The sequence below is a fragment of the Bacillus cereus group sp. MG1 genome, from assembly GCF_040460035.1.
Lineage (GTDB): Bacteria > Bacillota > Bacilli > Bacillales > Bacillaceae_G > Bacillus_A > Bacillus_A cereus.
The window spans coordinates 5242124-5262414 of record NZ_JARVGY010000001.1; the positions used below are offsets into that span (position 1 = coordinate 5242124).

Genomic DNA, 20291 nt, shown 5'->3' on the forward strand with positions numbered 1-20291 from the left:
AAAAAAGAAGGAATGCAAGAAGCACCCCTTCTTTGAAGGCTTATTTTATTATACATGGTAATGTAATCGTAACGATTGTTCCTTCATTTTCTTTACTCTCTATTTTAATAGCTCCGTTATATTTTTCTACAAGTCGTTTTGCAATAGACAAACCTAGTCCGTTTCCACCTTGTTTTCGACTTCTCGCTTTGTCAACTCGGTAAAACCGATTAAGAACAAATGGTAAATCGGATTCAGGTATTCCCGCTCCATGATCTATTACACGAATTGTAACTTTCCCTGAGTGTAAACTGGATTCTATGCAAATATATTTATTAACCTCTTTTGTATACTTAACTGCATTATCCATTATGATAATAATAATTTGTTCTAAGTAAGATGATGGCATTGACACATAAGCCTCGTCATCCCCGAATTTCATATCAAATTGAAAATTACTTTGGAGTACTACAAAGTTTTGTGTAACATGTTTTAATACGCTATTTACATGAACTGGCTCAGCTGCTATTGGATGCAATTGTTCAGATTCAGCTCTTGATAGTTCTAGCAATTCTGAAACTAATTTATTTAAACGAACTACTTCCTTTAAACTAGATTGAAGAGATTTATCTAATACTGCTGGATCATTTTTCCCCCATCGGTTTAACATCGCTAAGTGACCATGAATAATTGTTAACGGTGTTCTTAGTTCATGAGATGCGTCTTCGACAAACTGTTTCTGTTGTGTAAAAGAAGTTTCTACTTCATCCATCATCTCGTTAAAGAGAAATGATAATTTTGCAAGCTCATCATTATTTTCTCGTACTGGAACCCGTTCATTTAGTCCATTCTTTTTAATACGTTTCATCGTATCTGTTATATTTTGAACACTTGATAATAGTTTCTTCGTTATAAGAATCCCACCTAAAAAACTAAATATCAATCCAAATATTCCAGCAATAAGCATTACCACTAAAATAACTTTTAATAAATAATCAAATGTCTCTAGGTTTTTCGTAAGTTCAATAGTTCCAGTAAACTCTTTCGTTTTAATTGGTATGCGCTTAACTAATATTCGATCTTCTAAATGCCTTTTTATAAATGACTCATCTTTTATAACCTGTTTCGGCTTTATCCACGTTTCATTAAAATCTCGTGAAACAGTAATAATCGGCTCCCCATCCATGTCAATAATACGAATCATTTGATGCTTATCAATCATATTGTTTAGAAAATCTTTACTGTTTTTAAATGTTTTACTCGAAAGGGTATCATTTTTATCTTGGAAATATGCCGCTATTTCCGTAACTTGCCTATTTATTTGTTTCTGTTCATAATCTATAGTCCACTTATTAATTACAATAAACTGCAAAGCACTATATAAGATGAATAAAATAAATACTAGTGTAGTGGACCAAAGTGTTAGTTTCCACTTTATAGGTAGATTTCGAATTCGAAACATAATATTTTTTATCATTTCATTATATATCCCGCACCACGCACTGTTTGGATATACTCCTCCTTATCTACACTATGTAACTTATTTCGCAAATAACGAACATATACATCAACAATATTTGTCTCAACAATTGCATCATATCCCCATACTTGATCCAGTAAAACATCACGAGTAAGTACGCGATTAATATTTTTCATAAACATAAGCAATAACTCGAATTCTTTATTTGTAAGTTCAATTTCTTCATCTCCTTTAGTTATAGTTCGAGATTCAATCTGAAGCTGCAAATCTTTGAATGTAAGAAATGAAACCTGCTTGTTTTCAATATGTTCTTCTCTTCTAAATATCACTCTCATACGTGCTAACAGTTCTTCAATTGCAAATGGTTTCGGAAGATAATCATCCGCTCCACTATCTAAACCTGTCACACGGTCCATAATACTATCACGAGCAGTCAGCATAATAATGGGTGTATTTTTAGTCGCTCTTAGTCGACGACATACCTCTAGTCCATTTAATCCAGGCAGCATTAAATCAAGCAAAATGAGATCGTAATTCTTTTCAAGTGCTGCGCTTAACCCTTTTCTTCCATCTAGTTGTATATCTACTTTATACCCTTCATATTTTAGTTCTAATTCTAGAAAATCTGCTAAACTTTCCTCATCCTCAATAATTAAAATGTGTTGCAACGATAGTTCCTCCTAGACAATTAAATGAATAAATAATCCTATTCCAAATATAATTACAATGATTTGATGCACTTTTCTATACATCATAAATTTTTCTTTTTTATTTACTTGCTGTAAAGAAAACCCAAAAACCCCTAGTACAATTAAGGCTAATAGAGAAAATATACCACTGTATATGAGTAAAATATGACGACTCCCTTTTATAAAAAAGTAAACACCATGAGTAATTGCAACAGCTATTATAGCGTATCCAATTAATACATGAAACTTTTTTGCAAATAGATACACTTCTTTAACTTTTTTAAACCCTTGTATATTTTTCTTCTTTAAAAACATCCATATATGGCGTAAAAACCATAATGAAGCAGCGATAATAGCCCCATATTCACCAAAAGAGCCTAATTTTTTATTTAACCATTTTACATTCAGAACATTGCCGTACATAACATTAATAAATAGCATCTCTACACTACAAATAATAATAGTAATACCTATAATTTTAACACACACATGGAAATATTTATTTCTTAATATCTTCTCCATTTTATTTAATCTCCTTACTAATAAAGGCTTTGTAACAAGCAGTCTATCAAATAAAAAAGAAAATAAAATGAGAGAAAGATTAAAATAAAATGAGAATTTCAATATCACTGACAACTATTATTGATTTTTTTCAGCTAACTTTATTATGTTTTGAATAAACGGCGCTTTTGCCTTTGTATATGAAACACGATCAAAAGCATATGTAATAGCAAGCCTCTCTTTTAATTCTCTATATTCTTTACGTGCCCATTTATGGCTTATTAGAAAGTCGCGAAATAAAATATTGTTTCTCCACTCGTCACTATTATAAATATAAACATGCAAATGATGAGTACCTGCTCTCCATTTTCCCTTTCTAAAAAAACGCCAATTGGTTGCATCTTTTGGAACATACTCATATCCAATTTCCGATAGAATCTCAATCCAGTTTTCAGTAATTTGTAAGTCTGTTACGCCAATCATCATATCAATAAGAGGTTTAGCTCCTAATCCTTCTACTGCTGTGCTCCCTATATGTTCAACAGCGATTATTTCTTGTCCTAACAAGGAACAGAACTTCTCTTCTTCTTTTATATACTCTTCAACCCAGTCTTTTTGATACGGTTTAATAACAATTTGTTGGTCCATTGTACTCACCTCTCTATAAGTGTTTATCATTATATTTATAAAATTTTATGTTGTTAGCATAGGATTTCCACAAAATATGTCGAATAGTGGAATGTACAACTTAATTATATTAAATGTGAGGTAATCTATGAAAGATAATTCCGTCGAAGTTCAGTTAAATAGTGTAATATTCCAATTAAAAGAACATCATAATTTTGATTGGCTTATTAAATTAGGTACCGTATTTGCAGTTTTTGACCAGCAAGATTCAGGTAATATAAGTTTTGGTGTAGAAAAAAATGGGCATAAGAAATTTATCAAATACGCAGGAGCACAAACAATTGCATATGAAGGAACAACGGGTGATGCTATTGAAAGGCTAAAAAATTCAGTTACTATTTATGAAGATTTAAAGCATGAATCGCTCATAAGATTAATTGATCATTTTCCAGTTCAATCTGGATATGTATTAATTTTCGATTGGTTTGATGGTGAATGTCTTCATTCGCATTGGCGCTTCCCACCTCCTGAGAAATATAAAAATCCAAACTCTCCATTTTATAAATTTAGACATTTACCTGTTATAGAACGAATTCATTCTTTACATTCCATTTTTTCTTTCTATACTTATGTAGAAAAGAAAAATTATGTAGCGATAGATTTTTATGACGGTAGTATTTTATATAATTTTAATACAAACGAAACAAAAATTTGTGATATAGATTTATACAGTAAGAAACCTTACATAAATAAAATGGGCCGGCTATGGGGTTCCTCCCGTTTTATGTCACCAGAGGAATTTGAACTAAACGCTATAATTGATGAAAGAACAAATGTATTTAATATGGGAGCAATGGCTTTCTCACTCTTAGGCGGTGAAAAAGATCGTTCTTTTATAAAATGGGAAGCAAGTAAGGAATTATATGAGGTAGCGTATCGTGCTGTAAATGACAATCGGGCAGAACGGTATGCATCAGTTACAGAATTCTACGAAGCGTGGTTAAAAGCGGCTGATGCAGAAAAGATATAACCCTAAATTATTAAAAGAAATATAGAGTTTATACTATTATCATGTATAGCAAGAATGATTTTATGAGCATTTCATATTATTGTGTTCTAATTTTAAAACGAAATAAAAAGGACACCTATTCCTAAAACAGCTTTAATTGCTACTTTAATGAATTGGTGTTCTCTAGTTTTCTAGCCGGACTATATTCGAATGTTATTTTAAACATCCCAATAGTCACTATTAACATCATTAGTATATTTGCTGATTTCCTTCTCTTTCCCACACTTTTCACATTTATAATAACTAACTATCCCCATCTTACCAGTTCTAAAATCTTCATTGTCATAACTTTTATTAAGTTTATATCTATGTATACATTTAGGTTCTTTTAATTTATCAAACTAATTTCCTAACATAAATTAATCCCTTTCCTCTCGAAAATATTCTTTTTATTCCCATCCCCTTAAGCACACCTTAGAAAAGATTCACAATCAATGAAACGTGGTAGCTTGTTTTTCTATAAACAAAAGGATTATTTTATTAAGTTTTTCACAAGCTATATCTTTGAATTTTCAAACTTAAATGAACCTCTAGACACATACACCATATACTAATATAAATACTCCCTAAGAAAGAAGGTGAAAGCTATGCCATCTATTGTCGGAAATATGGTTGTACAAAATAGTAACGGTTCTTTCAACTTAGGTGATTTTTATAACGTTTCTCCAAAAGAAAATACAAAAGCTTATAATGGTTCGGGTTCATCTAATGTCGCTTTTGTTCTTAATACATTTAACGGTGTTAGTGCAACAAACACATTTGATTCTGATGTTGCCGACCAAAGCCAAGTTGGAACAGCCTAAATTTATTTATTTCCCTCTACACCTGAATAAAACCCAATATACCGTTAATAATGTATATACAGTTTCTGATTTCCCTTCATACCCGAAGGCTTAGCAGCTAGCTTTTGCTAGCTGCTTTTAGTTTTGCACCGAAGATAACTTATCAAAAGCACTAGGCACCTCTTATTCCCTGTCTTTAATTCATTTTATTAACTTATATTTCAATTTTTTGGTTAACAATTAAATATGCCCACGGGAAACATATTGAAACCTTTTCAATTTTTATTGTCTTTTGCAAAAAGATTGCTATAGACCCACTGTATATTGAACTGATAACATAAAAAATAATTAATAAAAGGTAGGGGGGATATGTAACAATGAATTCATCAAAAGTAGCTTTTTCGTCAGTATTAAGTAACACTTTTATCGTCATTTTAAAAGTTGTTATTGGTATTTTTACTGGTTCAGTAGCTATTCTTTCCGAAGCAATTCATTCCTCTTTAGATTTATTAGCTTCAATCATCGCTTTCTTTTCTGTCCGAATTTCAAATAAACCGGCGGATAAATTACATCCCTATGGACATGGAAAAGTAGAAAATATTTCTGGAACAATCGAAACATTATTAATTTTTATAGCTGGTTTTTGGATTATTTATGAATGTACCCTTAAATTGATACACCCCGAACCCATTCATCTCCCATTTTTAGGAATAGTTGTTATGTTGATTGGAGCACTCATCAATTTTGTAGTATCACGAATTGTTAACAGAACTGCTGAAAAAACAAATTCTATTGCAATGAAATCTAATGCACTACATTTACTCACTGATGTATACACTTCTTTAGGTGTTGCAATCAGCTTACTTTTAGTTAGTATAACAGAATGGTATTTCCTAGACCCAATCATTGGAATTATTTTAGCTGTTTATATCATGACTGAAGCCTTCGAATTAATGAAGAAGTCCTTTCCCCCATTAATTGATGCACGTTTATTACCAGTAGAGGAACAAAAAATCATAAAAATTATAGAATCTTATAGAGATGAATATATTGAGTTTCATGATTTTCGTTCAAGACGTTCTGGTCCAACTGAATACATAGATTTTCATCTTGTCGTTTCATCTCACTATAACATTGAAACTGCCCATGAATTATGTGATCGGATAGAGAAAAATATTAAGAAACAATTTAATCGTGCTCACATACTAATCCATTTAGAACCAGAACATGAAATTTTATTAAAATAACTAGAAACGCCATTAAAGGAATTAGGGATATTGTAGGTCGTGAAGGTACTACTCTCACGACCTACAAATATCTCTATAAAAGTAAGACTCATATCACCATCTCGCAGTCTAATAAAATAGCGTTTTTGTTGAATTTTTATTGAGTTTACATTGACCTTTTGTTGATTTTTTCTTCACATTTAAAAGAAACAAACATATGGATATTGTATGTAGTCTCTGCGCTCATAGAGATCTACCTTTCTTATTAAAGAGCATGCTTATATGTGTGCTCCTTTTCGCTTATTATGAAATATCGTTTGGGTTAAAACTCCAACTCGTATCGTTTCTTTAATGACAGGCTCCATAAATTCACATAAGGAATACAATATTAAAAATTTACTCATGAAAATCTGATTACAACTTTTGGGATTTTTCTGTTTCATGAGACATTCATCTACCTTATTGAGAGCACATATACAAGTGTGCTCTTTTTATTAATAAAACTAATTCAAATAACTATTTTGTTAGGTTCTGCCCCATCCATTTTTTATACGTCTTTCCGCTAATCACATTTTTCTAGAAAATCCTATGTTATTGAACAGAGTTATCGACTTTCAACTTGAAAATTTTTACTTTTGATGATGTAACCACCTATAATGGAAATATACTTTTTTCAAAGGAGGTATCTAATGTATATATCAAATAAAATTGGCTTATTTAGCTGGATTGCAACTTGTCTATACTTTTTAATTGAACCTTTCTTTATTTTCACTTCTACAGCACCTTATAACTATTTGCATCATGCAATGAGTGATCTAGGTGTAACAACCTGCGGAGAATTCACCTACGAAATAGCTCCGTATGAAATATGCTCCCCTAATCATTTTGGGATGAATATACTCTTTATTGTTAATGGAATAACATTTTGTATTGGAGTACTATATATTTCACAACATCTAGAAAAAACAAGAATTAATAGAATAGCAACATTTTTTATACTTATAATAGGAATCTCTACTATAGTTTCAGGATTAATTCCTGCAGATGTAAACCTAATTGGACATTCCATTCTAGTTTGGATAGGCATGCTTACGGTATTTCCAGGACTATTTATTTTTGCTAAGAATCTTAAAAAAACTAGAAAATGGACATATTTCTGTTTACTAAGCTTAATAGTAATAACTATCCTTATCTCACTTGTTTTTCTTTTCCCCTTACCTGCAGGTCTACTACAAAGACTTTTTTACTTGGTTCTTTTCGTTTGGGGAACTGTATCAACCTATAAATTGATAAAATAAAGATTTTATTCAGACTTGCACATAAACTGAAAATATACATAAAATTTAATTGCCGATACTTTTTAATATATCTTGGTCAAAGAGCGCTTTCCCATGCGGTCTTTTTTTCTGTTCAAATAAGGATTTTGTTTTAAACTTGCACATACACTCAAAACTTAAATAATATATATCGCTGTCACATTTTCGTTTTTTCGATATGAGTCTTGATCAAGGAACGCTTTCCTGGGCGTTCTTTTTCTATTCTTTTAACTCGCTTTCTATTCAAGTGATTATTTTATTGAGTTTTCAATCAAACTTCATTTCAAAATTCTCCGTTTCAAATGAACCTCTAGACACATACACCATATACTAATTTAAATACTCCCTAAGAAAGTAGGTGAAAGCTATGCCAGCTATTCTTGGAAACCTTGTCTTACAAACCAGTAACGGTTCTTTCAACTTAGGTGATTTTTATAACGTTTCTCCAAAAGCAAATACAAAATCTTATAATGGCTCGGGCGGTTCCAATGCCGCTTTTATCGTTAATAATTTTAATGGTGTTAGTGCAACGAATACATTTGATTCTGATGTTGCAGATCAAGATCAAGTAGTAGCAAATTAGGCTACTACTGAATAAAACACAACATTCCGTTAATAATGTATATACAGTTTCTGATTCCCCTTCATACCCGAAGGCTTAGCAGCTAGCTTTTACTAGCTGCTCTTTTTATGCTTTACACGAATAAATCTCTAAATTTCACCGATACTATATACGACTTTAAAAAGTCAGCTTTAAATTCTTCCCACTCTAGCTCTCTTGGTCGAGAGTCGAGCAGTTAGCTCTTGCTAGCTGCTCTTTTATTGAATAAATTTCTAAAAAGTGTTAACAATATAAGTACACCAAGGTTGAATACGAATGACCATTGTGTTCTTCTTATTCACCAGGGCAGTTAGCTTTTGCTAGCTGCTTTTTTGTTCTTATTTTTCTATTTGTTACATACATTTTTAACGTGTTCATTTTGTTCACTGAGTTATCTCCTATCTGTAGAGCAACCTGAGTGGTTGCTCTTTATAATTTTTTTCTGAATAGACCTTCAAATTATGTCCATACTATAAATACACTTGAGTTCTGAACTTCCTTCTTAATGTTTTTCTGAAGAGCGGTTAGCTTTTGCTAGCTGCTCTTTTGTATTAAATCTAAAATGAAATTTTGTTCTCATTTCCTTTTCACATCATATATTTCTAACCTGAACGTTCCGCTTAAAGAGTTACCTCCTTTCTTAAAGAGCACTTATGCATAGTACTTTTTTTATTTTCCTTATTTCTACAAAATGAGGTTTTTATCAAAATAACTTTCGTATAACATTTCAAATCTGGCTTACACTATAACTGTAACTTTAAGTTACACATCCTAACTTGCAGGGCCTAATTTTCTTTTGTGTAACAGGTGGTTAGCTAATAAAGTTGACCACTTTGTTGCGCCAAATATTTTTTATTTCTCAATACTTAGCACCTGAAATGAATTCTCGTTTATTGATACTATATTGGTGACATTGATTTTCCTCATAGGCATTTTTGTAACGGACCTGTTCTCCCACAGCAGGTCCTTTTTTATTTATTTACTACTATAGCGTTTTTGTTGATTTTCCGTTGATATTATAAAAAAACTTCACCTTCTAATTAGACAAGCATATTGTATAGGGCAATCCAGTCCATACGTTCAATCCTGTTAATCTAAATGCACACTTATATGTGTACCCTTTTTTATTTAAATCCACTTTATTATTTTTATTACTATAAAAATATATAGTTTCATACGAAATCAATAAAAAGAATATTCTATTCTGGATAATCTACATTGGGTAATACGATTGTGCTGGGTAATAAGGTTGTAAAGAATAATATGATTGTGCTGGGGTATAAGGTTGTAAAGAATAATATGATTGTGCTGGGGTATAACTTTGTTGCGTGTGCTGTGATTGCAGCGCTTGTTGTTGTGCTTGTATAGCCTGATGAACTGCTTGAATAGTACTTTGTGCAGGCCCCGATCCTCCTAAAGGGCGCATTTGCGTTTTATTATAAAAAAAATCAAAAAACATCCTATATTCACCTCATCCTTTAAATATTTTGTCTTCCATCTTTCATACTATGAATATTTAATTACAATGGATAATACATGACGCTTTTCACCTTATAATTCTTGAATCTCTTTCTATTCAAATAACTAACTATTTTGTTTCAAGTTTTAACAACATATTTATGAAAATCATTCATATACTTTTATAGGTGTTGTCATTAGCGACATGGAGTGCTTTGGTCACGCACTCCTGTTTTTTTATGCAAAATAACTATTTTGTTAAGCTTTATCAATTCCTACATTCTCTTAATAAGTCCCGTATAATAATCTTTTCCAAATCATTGTGTTTCTCTCTGCAATACTACTTTTCTAAAGAATCCAACAAAATTTGACAAACATAGTCAACTATATTTGTTATGATGTTCTAGGTATTTCGCTTCTAAGACTTCGTACAGTTTAAATTTTGTTTAACCTATATCAAATATTGATAACTGGCCTTCGATTTCCACTACTTCCATCACAGGTTCCCCCTTTTGATTTGACTGAAATGCTATTCTTTATCCTTATACTCCATCTCCAAAAATTCAGCTAAATTAATCTCTTTCATTATCAATTCTTCTAGAAAGTAAAACGCTTCTTGTTCCCCTTCATTTTCTCTTATATTTTGAAACTGTAATTTTTGTTCTTCATCTAATTCAAATTTCACCTTTGCTTCTACAACCATCATTCATCCTCCTCACCTACTAAAATGAAGTTTTTATTTTCATTAACTTCGCTTAAAGTGAAATATTCATTTTTTCATTCACCGAAGTTCATAACATATTCTTTTCCTCTGGTATAATAATGATTAGGTGCCCCATGCGCATTTTATCTACTGGAAATAATACCTTTTACGCACTTAACTAATAGAAACTTCATTTCTACTACTTCTACAATAACAATTTTGTTCACTTGTTTGATACATTTATGAAACATTCACATGTTATCTTCAATATGTTCTATTCTTTTTGAAAAACCATGTGAGAATACCAAAACAAGAAGCCCTAGAGCCCTAACTCTAGGGCTTCTTGTTTTCAAATAAGGATTTTGTTAAATATTCAATTGAACCTTCTTACACTCTCCGTATTACTAGCCCATAAGATATTCAGAAACCGTATGAAATTGTAATACTAATGTAAGGTTTCTCAATATGAGCCAATGTATTTATGTAGTAAACTATTTATCGGCAATACATATAAAAGGAGAAACATTTATGACTTTTGAAGACGATCGTAAATTAGGCATTCAACAAGGGTGTATAGTAATAACAGATCAATCGCAATATCTTGTCGTTAAAAAGAATGAAAATTATTCTTTATTAAGCATCGCATCTGCGGAATGTATAAACTTTGAAGTTTCACTTGAACATCTTGAAGAAATGGTCCAAGTAGATTTAAAAGAAAAAATTCAAGATATCATTCCACCAGAGAATATTAAAATCGTAGCTCAAAACAGAATATAAAATGTATTTTCTAAGAGCACTTTCGATGGTGCTCTTTTTTCATGAACAGTTTCAAATAACGATTTTATTATGTTTCCAAACTTACAGTAATGTCCTTAAAAAACATTCATATATATTTATCAGATGCACTTTTAAATCCCAGAGTATCAAATGCTTTTAAAAGTTAACTGACCAACAATATTCAACTTCTCTTTAAAAATAACTTAGATACAAAAAAGCTACGTTTTATATAGGATAAAAAATTATCTTACGCAAAGGAGCTTGATTATTTGTGAATTACCAAAATGATAATAACCCTAACATTCACAAACCTTGCACTTGTCCATCCCCCACGGCTAACAGTTTAAATGTTGTTCAAACTACCCCATCAATAGTCTCTGTAAATTCTGCGATTCCACTAGATACCGTGGTAAATTCTAATGGTACGGCAATCTCATTCACACCACCAACAACTGTTTTACTTGAAGGTGGAAGAACCTATTTGGCAATCTATGAAGTGCAAGTTATCATTCAACCAGGAGGTAATTCGGCAGGTATCACTATGTATCTTAATAATAATCCAATCATTGGCTCTGGTACTTCTCTGGGATATACTGCAGGATTCACTTCTGTATCAGCACCCGCTATTTTCACTACACCTTTAGGTATAACAAGTACTCTTACTGTTAATGTAGGACCATATTCTAATACATTAAATACATTGGGCTTAACTCTTGCTGTTGTAGCATTAACATAATAAAATGTAAAACTCTCTAAAATGATTTTATTTATCCCTTAACTGTCTATTGGGCTAGCCTCTAAGAACTCCACATAACTACATATAGAAAAAGAACATTATTTGGTTCCATAGTACTAGGTGACTCGGCTAGCACAATTGCTGAGTCACCTATTTATCTATAATAAAATAAAGCTTTTGTTTAATTTATTACTTGTTCTTTTTTATGCATTATTCTATTACAATCCATTTTCATGTTATAATTACCAACAGTACATATTTTAATAGGCACAACAAATTCCTATTATTTCTAAATGGATTAACAAATAAAAATACGTGTAAAAGAATTCAGTGTTTTACTGAATTCTTTTTATGGATCTTTCAAAATCTTTTACATCTTCCTTCATTCCTTCTTTTTAATAAACTTCAAATTTTATTACAATAACGCTTTTTTAAAATACAATCGCTTGCCTATAAACTTTGTAACCTTCATTTTCTTTCCTATGATTACAACATCCTCCTAACAACCAAGTATTGGTTATATATCCCATATGAACACCTCTATTTTATTGGCATATACTTTGAAGGAAAAAACATTTCACATTAAACATATACCTACAAAGTCAGTTGCTAATAATTTACCAAAAATTACTTAATATTCAATTTTTAAAAGGAGGTATTTATGAGATATAATCGAAAATCAAATTCCAAAAATCCGTGTGATAAATTTCAGCAACCCTGCTTTATTTCTATATCCCCTTGTGATCAAAGTAATTGCTGTACACCTGTTTTTTTCTCGAATTCTCAACAACAAGAATTATTACAAATAATAAATCAATTAAATCAAGCCATCCTTTCTTTTTTCACAACACCAAATCCAACAACTATACAAATACTCCAATCAGCATTACAGGCATTAAATGATTTATTAATAACAGTACAACCAAATACACCAAATAGAAATTTAGTTATAAGAACTATAAATCAATTAATTAATTCCTTACCTACTGCATCCCTCACTCAAATCTCAGCATTATTCCAATTTCTATTCCAAAGCTTGTCTTCACTTATAAGTTGTTCAAATATATCGGACCCCTTATTACAGCAAACATTCAACTTAATTTTACAAGGAATCTTAAATAGTTCGCTATTAAGTAACATCGGAATACCGGGGCCGACTGGAGCCACTGGACCTAGAGGATTTCCTGGACCTAGAGGCGCTCAGGGTTCTCAAGGTGTGCAAGGAATTCAGGGGCCGGAAGGACCAGAAGGACCGGAAGGACCTCAAGGTGTGCAAGGGATTCAGGGACCGGAAGGATCTCAAGGCGTGCAAGGGATTCAGGGGCCGGAAGGACCACCGGGACCTCAAGGACTTCAAGGCGTACAAGGGATTCAAGGGCCTCCGGGACCACCGGGAACCACTGGACCTCAAGGTGTGTCAGGTATTCAAGGGCCGGAAGGACCACCGGGACCTACTGGACCTCAAGGTGTGCAAGGTATTCAAGGACCTGAAGGACCACCAGGACCTACTGGAGATTGTGATTGTCCACCGGGACCGACTGGACCTACCGGGCCAACCGGACCTGCATGTAATTTCCTAGTATATGCTACAAATGCAGGACTCATAGATGACCCTACAAATGATACAGTATCTGTAATTAACACCGGAACAAATATAGTAGTTGATACAATTACTGTAGGTAATGCACCACTTGAAGTAACCGTTTCACCAAATGGAGCTCGTGCCTATGTTACTAATATTTTTTCTAATACCGTTTCCGTTATTGATACTGCTACTAATGCCGTTATCGCTACCATTCCTGTTGGAACTAACCCAATAGGTGTAGCTGTTTCTCCAAATAACACAACTGTTTATGTTGGAAATCATGGCAATAATACTGTTTCTGTCATTAATGCGGCAACAAACACAGTTATTAATACCATTCCTGTTGGCATCGCTCCACAAGGAATTACTGTTTCCCCAAATGGTGCCCTTGCATATGTTGCAAACGAATTAAGCAACACAATTTCTGTCATTAATACTGCTACCAACACAGTTATTGATACCATCCCTGTTGGCATTCGTCCTAGAATAATCGTGTTTACACTAGATGGTACTCGTGCGTATGTCACGAATCAAAACAGCAATACGGTTTCTGTTATTAACACCGCTACCAATGCAGTTATTAATACAATTAACGTAGGTACCGAACCTGTTGGCATAGATATTACACCGGGTGGAAACCTTATTTACGTTGTAAATAAAGTTAGCAATAATGTATCGGTAATAAATGTGGCGACAAATACTGTGATTGATACAATTTCTGTTGGTTTATCCCCTGATCAAGTAGCCATCATACCTGATGGCACTCGAGCATATGTTACAAATCAAGCTAGTAATACTGTTTCCGTTATTGATATTGCTACGAATACTGTTATCACTAATGTCCCAGTAGGTGTCGCTCCAACCGGAATAGCTACTGGAACTATTTGTGAATAAAATAAAGAAGTGAAAGCCACAGATAGTTTTTATTAAAATTGATAGTATGTGATATTCTTTCTTTAACTACGTTCAAACAACCAGAATAAACCTCTATATTCTGTTAATATTCTTTTCTGTTTTGTCTTACAGAACCTGCAGATCAGCTAGCTGTTGTTAGCTGATCTCTTTCTATAAAACTCAAATCACATACCAATTAATTTACTAACATTGAATTTTTTAGAATTTAATAATAATATTCACCTATAAAACCATTACCCTTATTCAAAGAGCTATGAGCCTTTCCACTCATGACTCTTTTTTTTTACGATTTTCACTTCACATCTACGCGATTTTGACTAGCTTCTCGACTAAATCCGTCTGGGTATCTTTCTAAAAATAATCATTTTATCTTTTCAGTAAACTTAGTATCTACACGATCAACCTTACCGTTTATCTAAACCGCGACTTGCTCACCAAATCCGCTCATTGGTGGATTGACTACTGTCACATTCCCGTCCTGCACTATTAAAAGTTTGTTGCTACTAACATCAATTTCTACTTTTTTCATATGTCCATCTACCTTTTACTACCACATGTACTCAACAACATCAGTTTTAAAAGCCACCTCCCAAATAAACTCTTACTGGAATTACTACACGACCTAGCTCGTCCACTTTTCTTGAAACACCTGTTTTTTCATACCTTACTTTCCTTTAGTATTTTTATATTTATTTAGAATCTCATGCAAACGTTTCTTATTACCAATCAGTTCTGCTTATCAAGATTTAGATTTAATTAATTGTAATAAATCAGGTGGGGGGTTATGCAGAAATGCTTTCAGGGAAAAGTTTTATAAGGAAATAAAAAATGCAGCAGTGAAAAAAATTAAAATTCGTAATTTAAGACATCCACACGCAACTATACTATTGAAACAAGGAGTTAATCCTAAAATTATCAGTGAGAGATTAGGTCATACAGACATTTCATTAACTCTTAGGATTTATTCTCATGTTTTACCGAACATGCAGGAAGAAGGAGTAAAAAATTTTAGTAAAAGTATCTTTGGATAGCTAACGTTTGAAAAATGTTTGCATTTTATAACAAAAAGCCAAACAAATCTTGTATTAACAAGGTTTATTCACCTTAACATATGTTATTATGTATAATACATATGTTAAGTAAATTCAGAATAACGAGGCAAATATTATGGACTTTGTTTATATTAATCAAAACGTATTAAATAATCTTCTATACATTTTATGTAGTATATTTGTTTTTTATTTCATATATGATAGCGGGCGCTATTTAAAGAAATATAAAATACTACTGATTACCCTTTGTTCTAGTATCCCGCTTATTTTATGTATGCGATACCCTATCTATATGGATGAAAGTTGTATTCATGATTTAAGACAAATTCCGGTCATAATAGGTACGCTTTATGGTGGATTCCCTGTCGGTATCATATTGTTTACAATTTTATTAATTACAAGATTTTTATTTTATGGCTTTAACATGCTGACCGTTGTTGTTTACGGAATAATGTTCATCGTTACAGCACTCGCATCTTCAAAATTTAATACATATAATAGAAAACTTAAAGTAGCTTTTTCCATGTTTTTAACCTTTTTCCTAGCCATATTTACAACTTTAATTGTATTAACTTTATCAGATTTTGAAGTGAATAATTTGTATATTATTTATTTCATGGTATTACCGACTACTTTGATGTTATTTATTGTTTATATAAATGAAGTTATAAAAGATGCTGTATTAATGCGCTCAAAATTAATTAAAATGGAAAAAATGGAGATTGTTAGCCAACTCGCTGCAAGTATATCGCACGAAGTAAGGAATCCCTTAACGGTTGTAAAAGGATTTACACAGCTTTTAAAAACACCAAATTTAACTCCTGAGTCAAGAGACGAATATATTAAACATATACTTGAAGAGTTAAATCGTGCCCAAGAAATTATCGATGATTATTTAACGTTTGCCAAACCTGCTCCAGAAAAATTAGATCAAATTTCAATAAAACAAGAGTTAAATCGGGTTATTAATATGATATTGCCATTGTGTAATATGAATACGATACATATTACACAGGATTTTTCTGAGGCAACCATTGTTGGTAATAAACAGCACTTTCAACAATGTTTTTTAAACTTAATAAAGAACAGTATTGAAGCAATGCCTAATGGTGGTACCTTAAATATTTCCTCATCTATCAATAATAGTAAAGTTGAAATACGAATTGAAGATAGCGGAGTTGGAATGTCACAGGAGCAAATACATCGATTCGGTGAACCGTATTTTAGTACAAAAACAAAAGGAACCGGTTTAGGTACGATGGTTGCTGTTAAGATTATTGAGACGATGCATGGAAGTTTAAAAATTCGAAGTATCGTTAGTAAAGGAACGACTTTAACGATTACGTTCCCGAAATATAATAAGAATACGCATTAAAACAAATAAAAAAGGAGCATAGTCGCTCCTTTTTTATTTGTTTCGATACATAAGTATCTTCAATGTTTTTTTAGTTTACATTTGTGAAGACTAATTAAAAATTAGTATCCTCCGCCCCAGCAGCTGCATCCTACAATTATTAATAGAATGAATAACACAACTAGTAAAGCAAAACCTCCACCAAAACCACAAGAACCACCGTAACTCATATTTTCTCCTCCTTTTGGTTTGAAAACTAATAGGTAGTTGATCATTTTAACTGGTTCGTATTATACATTATGTATATATCCCTTTTTTGAGCATGTCTACATAAAAATAAGTAAAAGCACTCGTTTAAAGAGTGCTTTAAAATGGATACCAAAAGTTTTGAAATACGTTTAATTTTAAATATACCGCAACAATAAATATGAAAATACCGGCAAATAAAGCGATGAAATCTTCACGTTTCGCCTTACTTGTATAAAACCATGTACGTTTATCCTTCTTTCCAAATCCTCTTAAATCCATTGCATTTGAAACCGTATCTATTCTTTCTAGAGAATGAATGATTAGTGGCCAGAAAATTAAAACACGGTTCTTCATACGAACCCATAAACTTGCTTCTCCTTTTTCAAAAGCCACTCCTCTCGCTTCTTGCGCGTGTTTAATAATTTTATACTCAGACTGGATGTCAGGAATATAACGTAGTGCAATATTTATTGCATAAGTAATCTTATAATGAATACCAAGTTTACTTAAGCTACTTACAAATTCGCTTGGATCTGTCGTGTAAATAAAAAGAAGTGTAAATGGTAATAACGTAAAATACTTTAATGAAAGTGTAGCTGCATAAAATAATGTTTCATATGTAATCGTTGCATATCCAACATGTAAAAACGCGGTATATGATTCAGTTAATTCAGATCCATGAGTTGGTGTAATCAATAAAATCATGACAGAGTTTAATAAACTAAATGTAAATATGACACTAAAAACAATTAAAATTTTACGAAATGGAATTTTAGCAATGCTGAGCCCGATACACCCAATAATAAATAATATTAGCAACACCCGAAAATCAAAAAACAAAAAAGTAAGCGTCATACAAAAAATAAATAAAAACAATTTCACTATCCCATCCATACGATGAAAATATGTACTATGCACCTTCCTCCCTCCTATTACTGTCTAAATAAAGCTCCATAAATTTTTCTGGACATGCAATCCCACTAAATTTAACAAGCTTGGTTAAAGAACTCTCTCTTAAGTTGGCTCTTTGTAACGTTTCTTGATCGCCTAATACATCAAACACTGTATTATCCGCAATAATTTTCCCTTCATGTAGAACTACTGCACGGTCTGTATATTCTAGCGCGAGATTCATATCGTGAGTGATAAAAACAAATGAAATTCCCTTTTTAGCTAGGTTTTTAATAAAAGACATAAATTGTTTATAGTGATAATAATCTTGTCCCGCTGTCGGTTCATCTAATATGATAAGTTTAGGATTTGTTGTTAATACAGATGCGATTGTTAATCTCTTTTTTTGCCCATAGCTTAGTGCTTGAATTGGCCAATTACGAAATGGATATAAACCACAAATTTTTAAAGTTCCTTCTACTCTATTCTTAATTTCTTCCTTAGAAAAATTATGTAATGTTAATGTAAATGAAACTTCTTCAAAAACAGTAGGCTGTGTAATCATATGATTTGGATTTTGCATCACGTAAGATATGATTTCCCCACGTTTACGAATAGACCAAGAACTAATATCTTCACCTTTTAACAAGATTTTCCCATTTTTCATTTTGTTTATGCCTATAAGACTATGAGCTAATGTTGATTTCCCTGCTCCATTATGTCCTAACAGTGCCACAATTTCTCCTTCATATATTGAAAGGTTTACATTTTCTAATACTTTTTGTTTATTAGAGTATGAAAATGATAAATTCTCCACTTTAAGTAATTCCTTGTTTTTAGTATTCCCTTTTAATATGACTTGTTTCTCCATCCACTCTTTTATAACGTTGCTTACCTTTTCTTTTTGAAGGTTTTCCATTGGATATATTACGTCATTATTACTATCAAAATGTAATCTCTTTAATGCTTCGATGTAAATAGGCTCTCTTAAGCCGATACGTGGTAATATATTTGACGCTAAGATTTCTTTTGGTGTTCCTATCGCAATGACTTTACCTTCATCAATTAATATAACTTTGTCTAAATCCAGGTTTAAAATTTCTTCTATTCTATGTTCGATAATAACAATCGTTTTATTATATTGTTCATGTATATCTTTCATAAGTTTTATCGTATGTAAGGCGCTTAGTGGATCTAAATTAGCTAACGGTTCATCGAACAATAATATATCCGCATTTGTTGTTAATAAACCCGCTAGAGAAACTGTTTGCTTTTGACCTCCTGATAATTCATATGGACTTTGTTTATGAAACGTATGCATCTTCACCTTTCTTAATGAGTCCGAAACAATCTTTTTCATGTCATCTTGCTTTACACATTCATTTTCTAAATAAAAAGCTACATCTTCCTCTACTGTCAGACCAATAAATTGAGCATCTTGATCTTGCAAAATTGTTCCTACCTGTTTACTTTGTTCAAAAATACTTCCTTCCCTCGGATCTTTACCGGCAATTAAAACGTTACCTGTACTATTCCCTTCGTAAGAAAATGGGATTAGCCCATTTATACAATGAGCTAATGTCGACTTTCCTGAGCCACTTCGTCCAGCAATTAGCACTTTTTCCCCAGGGTATATATGAAAGGTAATATCACTTAAAGTAGGCTGCACAGCATGCCCATATTGAAAGGTGAATTGTTCAAACGAAATAATTGGTTGCATGTTAACATCCCTACTTTTCAATTTTTAAATGTGTATGTTTCTTATTGGATTTCGCCAAACCAATTGTAAGTGGCAATCCAAGTACTAAGAAAACGATGACATCGGAAATTGTTGCTCCTAATACTTGTATAACAATTTTGTCAAATGGTTCTCCCATCACAATAATATCGAATGCCCCAGCAAATATAATAGCAATGACAATACCAACTAGCCCAGTAATTGCTAAATAAGAAATATCCCCCTTGTTAAATGACCCGTTTTTCACACTAAAACCAACTCTTTTTTGAATAAGCCCCATTGAAAAACCAATAATACCTGAACTAATAACCCAGCCCCACCAAATACCCCAGCCAGCAATCGTATCTGTTACGGTATGACCGATAAGTCCGATTAACAGTCCTGCCACTGGACCAAATAATGCTCCAAAAACAGTTAATATAGCTAATGCTGGTTTAATAAATGTATTCGGTGCAATGGAAAATCCCCAAAGTCCTAATATCCCGTATAATGCTGCTCCAATACCGATTGCTACTACTAACTTTGTTGATAATTTGTTCATGACAATTCCCCTCTCATATTAG

20 protein-coding genes and 1 pseudogene are annotated in these 20291 nt (G+C 32.2%); 10 read left to right on the forward strand and 11 right to left on the reverse strand.

Annotated elements, in window-relative coordinates; all coding sequences use genetic code 11:
• Positions 1–40 precede the first annotated feature (40 nt).
• The 4 genes from QCI79_RS27355 to QCI79_RS27370 form a co-directional block, all read right to left on the reverse strand.
• Positions 41–1456: a HAMP domain-containing sensor histidine kinase gene (locus QCI79_RS27355; protein ID WP_000594475.1), complete on the reverse strand. Its 1416-nt coding sequence runs from the start codon at positions 1454–1456 to the stop codon at positions 41–43.
• Entirely contained in the window at positions 1453–2127 is a 675-nt protein-coding gene (locus QCI79_RS27360; RefSeq protein ID WP_001163827.1) for a response regulator transcription factor, read from the reverse strand. The genes QCI79_RS27355 and QCI79_RS27360 overlap by 4 nt, the downstream gene beginning before the upstream one ends.
• Positions 2128–2139: 12 nt before the next feature.
• A complete protein-coding gene (locus QCI79_RS27365; RefSeq protein ID WP_000411451.1) occupies positions 2140–2670 on the reverse strand; it encodes a hypothetical protein in 531 nt (176 codons plus the stop codon).
• A 117-nt stretch (positions 2671–2787) separates the two neighbouring features.
• A complete protein-coding gene (locus QCI79_RS27370) occupies positions 2788–3297 on the reverse strand; it encodes a GrpB family protein (protein ID WP_000372684.1) in 510 nt (169 codons plus the stop codon).
• Positions 3298–3424: 127 nt separating this feature from the next.
• On the opposite strand from QCI79_RS27370, the gene QCI79_RS27375 reads away from it, so the two are divergent.
• The 5 genes from QCI79_RS27375 (at position 3425) to QCI79_RS27395 (ending at position 8252) form a co-directional block, all read left to right on the forward strand.
• Complete coding sequence (locus QCI79_RS27375; protein ID WP_021727538.1) at positions 3425–4306, forward strand: protein kinase domain-containing protein; 882 nt, start codon at positions 3425–3427, stop codon at positions 4304–4306.
• A gap of 626 nt (positions 4307–4932) precedes the next feature.
• Complete coding sequence (locus QCI79_RS27380; protein ID WP_001139346.1) at positions 4933–5148, forward strand: spore germination protein; 216 nt, start codon at positions 4933–4935, stop codon at positions 5146–5148.
• 356 nt (positions 5149–5504) lie between these two features.
• On the forward strand, positions 5505–6374 hold the full coding sequence (locus tag QCI79_RS27385; protein WP_001088919.1) for a cation diffusion facilitator family transporter: 870 nt from the start codon (positions 5505–5507) through the stop codon (positions 6372–6374).
• Between the two features lie 668 nt (positions 6375–7042).
• The gene (locus QCI79_RS27390; RefSeq protein ID WP_000275956.1) at positions 7043–7651 is read left to right on the forward strand and encodes a DUF998 domain-containing protein; all 609 of its coding nucleotides are present in this window, start codon (positions 7043–7045) and stop codon (positions 7649–7651) included.
• Between the two features lie 385 nt (positions 7652–8036).
• Entirely contained in the window at positions 8037–8252 is a 216-nt protein-coding gene (locus tag QCI79_RS27395) for a spore germination protein (RefSeq protein ID WP_001110933.1), read from the forward strand.
• Between the two features lie 1231 nt (positions 8253–9483).
• On the opposite strand, the gene QCI79_RS27400 is transcribed toward QCI79_RS27395, so the two are convergent.
• Positions 9484–9729, reverse strand: coding sequence for a DUF3947 family protein (locus QCI79_RS27400; RefSeq protein WP_000464621.1), 246 nt, complete (start codon positions 9727–9729; stop codon positions 9484–9486).
• Between the two features lie 528 nt (positions 9730–10257).
• A complete protein-coding gene (locus tag QCI79_RS27405) occupies positions 10258–10434 on the reverse strand; it encodes a hypothetical protein (RefSeq protein ID WP_153580417.1) in 177 nt (58 codons plus the stop codon).
• A 525-nt stretch (positions 10435–10959) separates the two neighbouring features.
• Between QCI79_RS27405 and QCI79_RS27410 the strand changes: the two genes are divergently transcribed.
• From QCI79_RS27410 to QCI79_RS27420, 3 genes are all read left to right on the forward strand, one after another.
• Positions 10960–11208 carry a hypothetical protein gene (locus QCI79_RS27410; protein ID WP_000141879.1) on the forward strand — a complete coding sequence of 83 codons (249 nt, stop codon included), beginning with the start codon at positions 10960–10962 and terminating at the stop codon, positions 11206–11208.
• A 271-nt stretch (positions 11209–11479) separates the two neighbouring features.
• Entirely contained in the window at positions 11480–11944 is a 465-nt protein-coding gene (locus QCI79_RS27415; RefSeq protein ID WP_001109240.1) for a hypothetical protein, read from the forward strand.
• A gap of 661 nt (positions 11945–12605) precedes the next feature.
• Positions 12606–14423, forward strand: coding sequence for a YVTN family beta-propeller repeat protein (locus QCI79_RS27420; RefSeq protein WP_021727984.1), 1818 nt, complete (start codon positions 12606–12608; stop codon positions 14421–14423).
• Positions 14424–14859: 436 nt separating this feature from the next.
• Here QCI79_RS27420 and QCI79_RS27425 read toward each other — a convergent pair whose 3' ends face one another.
• Positions 14860–14973, reverse strand: a complete 114-nt coding sequence (locus QCI79_RS27425) for a DUF3954 domain-containing protein (protein ID WP_000754943.1) — start codon at positions 14971–14973, stop codon at positions 14860–14862.
• A 196-nt stretch (positions 14974–15169) separates the two neighbouring features.
• On the opposite strand from QCI79_RS27425, the pseudogene QCI79_RS27430 reads away from it, so the two are divergent.
• Both QCI79_RS27430 and QCI79_RS27435 read left to right on the forward strand, forming a co-directional pair.
• Positions 15170–15475 (forward strand): annotated as a pseudogene (locus QCI79_RS27430) (tyrosine-type recombinase/integrase); the annotation flags it as partial.
• A gap of 136 nt (positions 15476–15611) precedes the next feature.
• Positions 15612–16871 carry a sensor histidine kinase gene (locus QCI79_RS27435; RefSeq protein ID WP_000348327.1) on the forward strand — a complete coding sequence of 420 codons (1260 nt, stop codon included), beginning with the start codon at positions 15612–15614 and terminating at the stop codon, positions 16869–16871.
• A 101-nt stretch (positions 16872–16972) separates the two neighbouring features.
• Here QCI79_RS27435 and QCI79_RS27440 read toward each other — a convergent pair whose 3' ends face one another.
• From QCI79_RS27440 to QCI79_RS27455, 4 genes are all read right to left on the reverse strand, one after another.
• Positions 16973–17080, reverse strand: a complete 108-nt coding sequence (locus tag QCI79_RS27440) for a YjcZ family sporulation protein (RefSeq protein WP_000120182.1) — start codon at positions 17078–17080, stop codon at positions 16973–16975.
• A gap of 136 nt (positions 17081–17216) precedes the next feature.
• Positions 17217–18017, reverse strand: a complete 801-nt coding sequence (locus QCI79_RS27445) for an energy-coupling factor transporter transmembrane component T family protein (RefSeq protein WP_000556363.1) — start codon at positions 18015–18017, stop codon at positions 17217–17219.
• Positions 18010–19710 (reverse strand): ABC transporter ATP-binding protein, encoded by a 1701-nt coding sequence (locus tag QCI79_RS27450; RefSeq protein WP_001182524.1) that lies wholly within the window; start codon positions 19708–19710, stop codon positions 18010–18012. The genes QCI79_RS27445 and QCI79_RS27450 overlap by 8 nt, the downstream gene beginning before the upstream one ends.
• Positions 19711–19720: 10 nt before the next feature.
• Complete coding sequence (locus QCI79_RS27455; RefSeq protein WP_001038210.1) at positions 19721–20269, reverse strand: ECF-type riboflavin transporter substrate-binding protein; 549 nt, start codon at positions 20267–20269, stop codon at positions 19721–19723.
• Between the last annotated feature and the right edge of the window lie 22 nt (positions 20270–20291).